At 66.6% G+C, this 416-nt stretch carries 1 pseudogene; it reads left to right on the top strand.

Features of this window, described 5'->3' with window-relative positions:
• Window positions 1–35 precede the first annotated feature (35 nt).
• Window positions 36–416: pseudogene (locus tag EN943_RS37445) on the top strand (hypothetical protein); the annotation flags it as partial.

The raw sequence follows: 416 nt of genomic DNA, 5'->3' as shown, positions 1-416 counted from the left end.
AGGCCGAGACGGTCAGGGCCACAATTGGCGGCGGCTTGATCCATACGATCGGCGATCGCTCGACGGGCATTGTCGCGCAATCCATCGGCGGTGGCGGCGGCACCGGCGGCGGTTCCGCAGGGCTGAACCTAGGCCTCGGCATCGGGATCGGTGGCAAGGGCGCCGGCGGTGGCGGCGGCAAGACCGTTGATGTCATCAACGGCGCCGTCGTGCAGACCGAAGGTATTCAGTCGCACGGCATCATGGCGCAGTCGGTCGGCGGCGGCGGCGGCTCCGGCGGCTTTGCGGTGACGGTTGGCGGACCTTCCTTCTCGCTGGGCGGCAATGGCAGTTCCGGTGGTGGCAGCCAGAAAGTCTATGTCGAAAATACGGCTCGGATCACCACTGACAGGGACCTCTCGATCGGCATCTTCGCG

Source organism: Mesorhizobium sp. M7A.F.Ca.US.006.01.1.1, from assembly GCF_003997935.1.
GTDB lineage: Bacteria > Pseudomonadota > Alphaproteobacteria > Rhizobiales > Rhizobiaceae > Mesorhizobium.
Note: the sequence above shows the minus strand (reverse complement) of the source record. Positions and strands in the feature narration are given on the sequence as shown.